Genomic DNA, 7,490 nt, shown 5'->3' on the forward strand with positions numbered 1-7,490 from the left:
TCCTGTAGGTGTACACAAAAAAGCGGGATGAATTTTTCATCCCGCTTCATAATCTGATACTGTAATCGCAAATTATTAGTATTCACGAATATCGATGCGCTTTACTTCAGCTGATTCGCCTTCGCTAAACGGAAGAATCACCCGCAGATAGCCATCTTCAAAAATGGCATCAATTTGTTCTCGATCAACGTGCGGGGGAACATCAAACATCCGGTTAAACATTGGAGTCGTATGACGAGCCGCACGATTCTCTAATTCTCCCATTGCCTCCGTATCATTGAGCACAGTATATACAATCAATTGATTTCCGCGCAAATAAATATTGAATGAATCACTATGTACGGTAGGGGCATTCACTTCAATTACCAACCTATCTACTTCCTTTAATACATCTACTCGAGTAGCAGTGGTACCGCCACCCACAGTGTTCATCGTATCTATTTGATGAACAAAATTCTTTAGCATATTTTTCATAATTAACCTCCTCTGTTTTACTCTACCTTTACTTTTGCAAACGGTGTACCAATATTAATTATTCACCCCAAACAGCGGACATAATGTCTGATGTACTATTATTCTAACGACAAAATGGCACAGTTAGGTTGTAATAAATATAACTTTTGCCTTAGAGCGTGTTTGGATTTTATATTTAGAATTTGTTATGAGCTATTTTATGGTCAGTCGCGCGGCGAACCGTCGAGGCTCTTTTTAAAGAGGATAGCTTAAGCTATCGTCCGCAAAAAAGCTAAAGTATGACCGGAAAAGAGCCATAAGAAAAATAGAAGATAAAGTTCAAACACGCTCTTAAATATTAGAGGGACAGATAGGAGGTTAAGAAAAATTTAGGTTCGTAACTTATTGGAAATTAGCACAAAAGCCCCCAGAGCAACTAATAAAAATAAATCGAGACGAATAGGGCCTACTGAAGTAGGAATAAGCCCTAGTAGCGAAGCCAAAAAGGTAAGTAACGCCAAAGCCGTAGCAAAAATAATTTCTTTACCCAGCTTTCCATGAGTAAGCACTGCCGCCAAAATCATGGGGGCAAGCATGGAGGTACCAGCAAAGCTAACTCGAGCTAACAATGCCAGTTGATCGCTAGCTAAGATAGAAAAAATCAGAGCTACTACTGCGAAGCCCACGATAGCTAATTTTGTTTTGGTGAGTTTAGATTTTTCGCTACCCGAAAGTAGGGAGCGAAGTTCGGTACCCATTGCAAAGATCTGAGAGTCGGTAGTAGAAAGTCCCGCGGCCAGCAAACCTACTACCGCCAAAGCAGCAATAATTCCCGGTTGTTCGTATAGCAACACTTGAGAGAGAAAGTCGGAAGTGCTAGCATCAGGGTAACGTACGGCTCCGTACAAACCGATGAAGATGGTTGGGATAATCACTAGAATAGCAAAAATTCCGACAGCTACCGCCATTAAATGAGTCGTCCGCAAATTCCGCAAAATCACGAGGCGAATAGCCAGTTGAGGCTGCGTAATGGGAATACAGAGAATAACTAGAAAAGATGCAATTAGGAACTGAGGGGTAAACAAACCATTAGGGCCAGGAGTAGAAAGCAATTCCGGATTGCTGGCTTGTACTTCGGCGAACAGTGCTTTTAGATTATCAAATTGTTCTACGCAACTAATACCAATAATCCAGCTTACCACTAGTAGCGTCAATCCTTGCACCGCATCGGCGTGCATAATAGCTTTGAGTCCACCAATCTCACTATAAAGTAACATTACCCCCATAATCGCTACCGACCAGCCCCAGGGTGGCAGAGCTTCAGGAAAGACCGCCGTCAGGAAAATGGCGATGCCCCGAATCTGAATTGCTACGTAGGGTACCAGAAAAATGAACATACCTGCAAAACATACGTAACCCGCCAGCCGGTTGCCGTAGCAATTCTCTAACAAGCCCGACATGCCCTGAAATCCTTTTTCTTTTACCTTTTTTCGTAAATGATACCCAAACCAGAGGATTAGAAAAATCATTCCGCCGTCGGAAACGGCCAGGAATATCCAGGCTCCTATACCGTTGTTCCGAAAAAAATCGGGCATACCGAGAATGGTGAACGTGCTAAACAGAGTAGCGGCAAAGGTGAGAAAGCCCAGAATAACACCGATGTTGGAACCCGCCATCAGGTAGTCCTCGGCTGATTTGTTGCTACGAAACGAGCGGGTTGCTACATAGGCTAGCATCCCTAAATAAATAGTGCCAATAATAAGAATCCAGGTTGTCATAGTAGTAGTTAGCTTAGTCGGCGTCTTTGTCGTTTCGTCCAGGGTGCACGCGCGTCCCGATGTAGGTAATTATAACGAATAAGATCATTACTAAAAACGAAACCCAGAGCGTATAGGGGATTCCAAATAGCATAGGTTCGTACACCCCCGCCGGAATGACCAGGGGAGTGAAAGTAATAATCGATAGCAGAAACGCCGCGGCTACGCAAAGGTACCAGTAGGTTTTATTAGGAGTAGTTGACATGATAGGGTGTTATAGTGTTAAGGTGTTATTGCGCTCGTATATTCAGATACTGTTGTATTTATATAAAGAAGAGTCAGACCAGTTATAATAAGTACTATAATCCTCTAACACTTCGCATTCTAACACTAGATGAGTGTAAACAAGCGACCCCAGCGTATTCGGCTAAGCCAATCAGCATTTTTATCGTAAGAAAACCAAACCAGTACGGGTTTTCCTACAATATGATCTTCCGGTACAAAGCCCCAAAAGCGAGAATCTAGTGAATTGTGGCGGTTATCACCCATCATAAAATAGTAGCCTTGCTGAAACTGGTATTCCTTAACTTCTTGGCTATCAATCAGTAGCCTATCGTCAATCAAATCAGCATTCACACCTTCGTAATGTGCTATAGCGGGGCCGTACAGTGCTAAGTTCTCTTTAGTCAGTTCGATGCGGTCATCTGCCTTGGGTAAATAAACCGGGCCGTAGTGGTCAATTGTCCAGTCTGATGATTCTTGTTGAGGATGCTGCCGCTGTGGGTACAACCGCTCGCCCGTTCTACTAAGTTGATAAATAATTTCCTCTACCTTTTGCACAGAAGGTAAGTCACTTAACTGCTGAGTCACTTCTTTTTCAGCATTTACTTGATAGCCGCCCGAACCAGCGTAATACTCGTCAATCCCCAATCGGCGAAATACGCGCGGATGAATGGTTTGCTTACACTGCACCCAGTAGCTGGTTTGGCTGTGCTCAGGCTTTAGCAGTACTTCTTCTTTTACGATAACTTCCCCGTTCTGTATCGTCAGATGATCACCGGGCAAACCTACGCAGCGTTTTACGTAAAAAGTCTTCATATCTACCGGACGGTCCCACTCGGGCGGATAGTGAAATACTATTTCTTCATTACGCTCAACTTCTCTAAAACCCGGCAGTCGATAATAGGGTAGCTGAATCCAATCTAGGTATTCGGGGATTTTTGTTCCGGGTAGATACTGATGAACCAGCGGTACTTGCAGCGGGGTACGCGGGGTGGTTGCTCCGTTGTGCAATTTGCTTACAAACAAATAGTCTCCTACCAGTAACGAATTTTCCATTGATGAGGTAGGAATCGCAAAGGCTTCCATAAACAAACTACGGATGAGCGAAGCCGCAATCACCGCAAATACAATAGAGTTAAACCACTCTTTCCATACGGGCTTGGGTTTGTCTGATTTTGGTTTTGTTGAGAACAATTTCATAGATGCTATTATTTTTTCATCCGAGTGAGCCTAAATGTACTAAAGTCGAGGAATCGTCAGACCACCATCTACCATAATGGTTTGTCCGGTAGAATACGGGAATGAACCCTGAGCTAACGCAACTACTGCTTTAGCAACATCTTCAGGGTAGCCCCAGCGGGGTTGTACGCAAAGGCCCTCTTCAATTAGTTTATCGTACTTGTCGGTGACGCCCGAGGTCATATCGGTTTTGGTAAGGCCGGGGCGTACATCATATACTGGAATGCCGTATTCACCCAAACGGGTAGCAAATAGCAGCGTCATCATGCTCATACCTGCCTTCGAGATACAATACTCTCCCCGATTAACGGAGGCTACCGTAGCCGAGATAGAGGAGATATTGATGATATGGGCAGAAAAATCTTCATCAGCCTGCCGTTGCTCAATCATCCAATTGGCGGCTTGCTGCGTGAGGAAGTACGGACCTTGCAGATTAGTTTTCATTACGTACTCGTAGCTTTCTTCCGAGGCATCCAGCAAATCTTTTCGCTCTTTGGGGGCTACTCCGGCGTTGTTTACTAGTACATTCAGTCTACCATAGTGATCTTTAATTTGCTGAAGCATCCGTTGGCGTGCCTCAGTATCAGCGATGTTCCCTTGACAATAGATAGCATCGCCGCCATGTTGCTTTAGTTGGTTAAGTACATCGGTTATTGCTTCTTCGGGGCGCATACCATTGATTGCCACATCAAAACCTTCTTTGGCCAAGCCTTCGGCAATACCAAACCCAATTCCTCGGCTACCACCAGTGATCAATGCTACTTTGTTCATGAAAAATGTGAGATATGAAATGTCAAATATGAAAAAGAGTTATAGATATTAACTATCAAGTAGAGTCAGGTTTATCCTATTCTACTTTACTTCTACTACCATTTCTATTTCTACAGCGATGTTGCCAGGCAGCGAACCCATTCCTACAGCAGCTCGGGCGTGTTTTCCTGATTCGCCAAATAATTCTACCATAAAATCAGAAAAACCGTTAATCACTTGTGAGTGGTCGGTAAAATCCGGAGTGCTGTTTACCATGCCATGAACCTTTACAATACGAGAAATTTGGTCTAAGTCGCCAATTTCTTCCTTGAGGCTGGAAAGCAAAGCGATAGCAGTGTAACGGGCAGCTTCTTTCCCTTCTTCTATTGACAAATCTTTACCCAGTTTTCCGGTTACGTTTTCGCCGTCGGGCTTCATGGGGCCGTGCCCCGCCAGGAAGATAAGATTTCCGGAGCGCACGGCCCGCACATAGTTGGCTGTAGGGGCGGGCATCTCGTAAAGAGTTACTCCCATCTCTTGAAGTTTCTGTTCAATATCGACAGGAGGGTTGACAAACGCACTACTCGATAGGACGGTTAGCACAGCGATAAATAGCATAGTTGAGGTTTTCATAAAAGTGTAGATTAACTTGTAGTGGTGAAATTATACGTTCAAATCCGGAATATCCACCCAGCAGCGTTTCTCCCAGCTCTCTATTCCTTTTTCGGCCAGTTGTACGCCTTTAGCTCCTTCTAGCAGGGTGTAGGGGAAAGGCTCGTCTTTCACTACGTGGCGCAGAAACATCTCCCACTGTACTTTAAAAGCATTATCGTGCGGCTCTTGCTGAGGTATTTTTGACCAGCCATTGTAGAAGTCGATAGGTTGGGCAATATCGGGGTTCCAGACGGGCTTAGGGGTGTTGCCGTAATGCTGAATCCAGCATTCGCGCAGTCCGGCTACGGCCGAGCCTTTGGTGCCGTCAATTTGTAGTGTAAGCAAATCGTCGCGACGAACGCGTACGGTCCAGGACGAATTAAAGTGGGCAATCACTCCACCTTCTAGCTCAAAGGTAGCGTAAGCCGCATCATCAGCGGTCGCTTTATATGTATTGCCTTGCTCATCTACCCGTTCGGGAATGTGGGTAGCACCCAAGCAAGAGACGGCTTTCACTTTGCCAAAGATATGATCCAGTACATAACGCCAATGGCAGAGCATATCAACGATAATGCCACCGTCATCTTCTTTTCGGTAATTCCAAGAAGGACGCTGGGCGGGAATGGTATCTCCCTCAAATACCCAGTAACCAAATTCTCCGCGTATCGATAGAATATCACCAAAGAATCCGTTTTCAATCAATCGTTTCACTTTCACCAAGCCGGGCAGCCATAGTTTATCTTGCACTACTCCATTTTTCACACCATGCTGCTGGCACACTTTGTAAATATCCAAGGCAGTTTCGGTATCGGTGGCCGTTGGTTTTTCGCAGTACACATGTTTGCCCGCCGCCGCTGCTTTACGTACCGCCTCGGCTCGTCGGCCGGTGGTCTGCGCATCAAAGTAGATGGAGTACTGATCGTCTTGTAAAGCTTCATCTACATTGGTTGTATATTTTTCAATACCCGACCGCTCGCACAACTTCTGCAACTTTACCGCATTCCGCCCCACCAAAATAGGATCGGGCATAATTACTTCAGTCGGGCTGATCTTTACGCCACCTTGCTTAATAATTTCCACAATGGAACGCATCAGGTGTTGATTGGTGCCCATTCGGCCGGTTACGCCGTTCATAATAATGCCTACGCGATGGGTGGTTAATTCGGTGCTCATAGCTAGTTTCTACAGATTTTAGAATAAAAATAAAAGTGTGGGTTCAAGTTAATGTTCTTAATCTTCTCTGCCAAAAAATCGCTGCAACCGATAACAGAAATTCAATTACCCTAGCTATATGTTTTGCAGTAAGTACCAATAGAAAGTGATCGCTCTTGCGAAGCGATCACTTAGTTGTACGCCAGTAACCACCCTGTGCGTGTTGTATTATTAGTTTCTTAGTAGCCGGTGCGGGGTGGGCGGCACACTAGTGTTTGTTTGGAAACAAGCTATCTACCTTTCAGCTTAAAAGTGATAGGAAGCACCATCTTTACTTTAACCGGCACTCCGCGTTGCTTACCCGGAGTCCATTGAATGGGTGATTCTTTCACTACTCGCGTTGCTTCTTCGTCGCAACCGGCTCCTATTCCTTTAATAGCCTCAATATTACGAAGTGAACCATCAGGGTACACAATAAACTGCACAAACACTTTTCCTTCTACACTCATACTGCGAGCTCGACTGGGGTACTCCATATTTTCCTGAATGTACTGATAGAAGGCCACCATGCCACCCTCCGGTTCAGGAAAATTCTCTACAATGACGAATATTTCATCTACTTCTTCCTTTTCGGGTTCTTCAAACTTGGTGGAATATTCCCGAGACTCAATAGCGGTAGACTCTTCAATTTCTATATCCAGCGAAATTTCCAGATCCTCTATCTCAATATCATCAGCGACGGCAACAATCTCGGGCTGAATAATTTTTGGCGGGGGCGGAGGGGGCTGATTCGTGGGCGGAATTTCTAGTACATCTTCGTACTGATCTTCCATAGCGGCAGCCAGTTCAACCAATTCATTGTCCCCGTAGGTTTTCCACTCAAAAATGGTAGTTACCATCAACATGCTAATTACTAATCCTATGCTAAGAAACATTGGCCTTAAGTGAACATAATCAAGGGCGGGATTCTTCTTAGGTGTCATGATCTGGGTGGTTAAGGGTGGTACATTTAATAACTTTTGATAGTATTAATTTCCCCCTTTTATTCCCTAATTACCATGATGGCACTCAGCCCAATATCTGACTTTGGTTAGTTTTCGTAATTAAACGATTTTATCACTTCACTCAGAAAGTAATTTTTATCAAAATTGCCCCGAGCGGTAACCCCCAACCGAACAATTACCAGTTTGCGCTGGGGCAGAA

8 protein-coding genes are annotated in these 7,490 nt (G+C 44.6%); all 8 read right to left on the bottom strand.

Annotated elements, in window-relative coordinates:
- Positions 1-75: 75 nt before the first annotated feature.
- Positions 76-465: an Hsp20/alpha crystallin family protein gene (locus tag WBA23_RS04890; protein WP_424581129.1), complete on the bottom strand. Its 390-nt coding sequence runs from the start codon at positions 463-465 to the stop codon at positions 76-78.
- 377 nt (positions 466-842) lie between these two features.
- Positions 843-2,231, bottom strand: a complete 1,389-nt coding sequence (locus tag WBA23_RS04895) for a sodium:solute symporter family protein (RefSeq protein ID WP_424581130.1) — start codon at positions 2,229-2,231, stop codon at positions 843-845.
- A gap of 13 nt (positions 2,232-2,244) precedes the next feature.
- The gene (locus WBA23_RS04900; protein ID WP_424581131.1) at positions 2,245-2,475 is read right to left on the bottom strand and encodes a hypothetical protein; all 231 of its coding nucleotides are present in this window, start codon (positions 2,473-2,475) and stop codon (positions 2,245-2,247) included.
- Between the two features lie 125 nt (positions 2,476-2,600).
- Complete coding sequence (gene lepB / locus WBA23_RS04905; protein ID WP_424581132.1) at positions 2,601-3,692, bottom strand: signal peptidase I; 1,092 nt, start codon at positions 3,690-3,692, stop codon at positions 2,601-2,603.
- Positions 3,693-3,731: 39 nt separating this feature from the next.
- Positions 3,732-4,502 (bottom strand): 3-ketoacyl-ACP reductase, encoded by a 771-nt coding sequence (locus tag WBA23_RS04910; protein WP_424581133.1) that lies wholly within the window; start codon positions 4,500-4,502, stop codon positions 3,732-3,734.
- An 81-nt stretch (positions 4,503-4,583) separates the two neighbouring features.
- Positions 4,584-5,114, bottom strand: a complete 531-nt coding sequence (locus WBA23_RS04915) for a RidA family protein (protein WP_424581134.1) — start codon at positions 5,112-5,114, stop codon at positions 4,584-4,586.
- Positions 5,115-5,144: 30 nt separating this feature from the next.
- Entirely contained in the window at positions 5,145-6,308 is a 1,164-nt protein-coding gene (locus WBA23_RS04920; RefSeq protein ID WP_424581135.1) for a Gfo/Idh/MocA family protein, read from the bottom strand.
- Between the two features lie 269 nt (positions 6,309-6,577).
- Positions 6,578-7,270, bottom strand: coding sequence for an energy transducer TonB (locus tag WBA23_RS04925; RefSeq protein ID WP_424581136.1), 693 nt, complete (start codon positions 7,268-7,270; stop codon positions 6,578-6,580).
- Positions 7,271-7,490 lie beyond the last annotated feature (220 nt).

This window comes from Tunicatimonas sp., from assembly GCF_049647865.1.
Lineage (GTDB): Bacteria > Bacteroidota > Bacteroidia > Cytophagales > Cyclobacteriaceae > Tunicatimonas.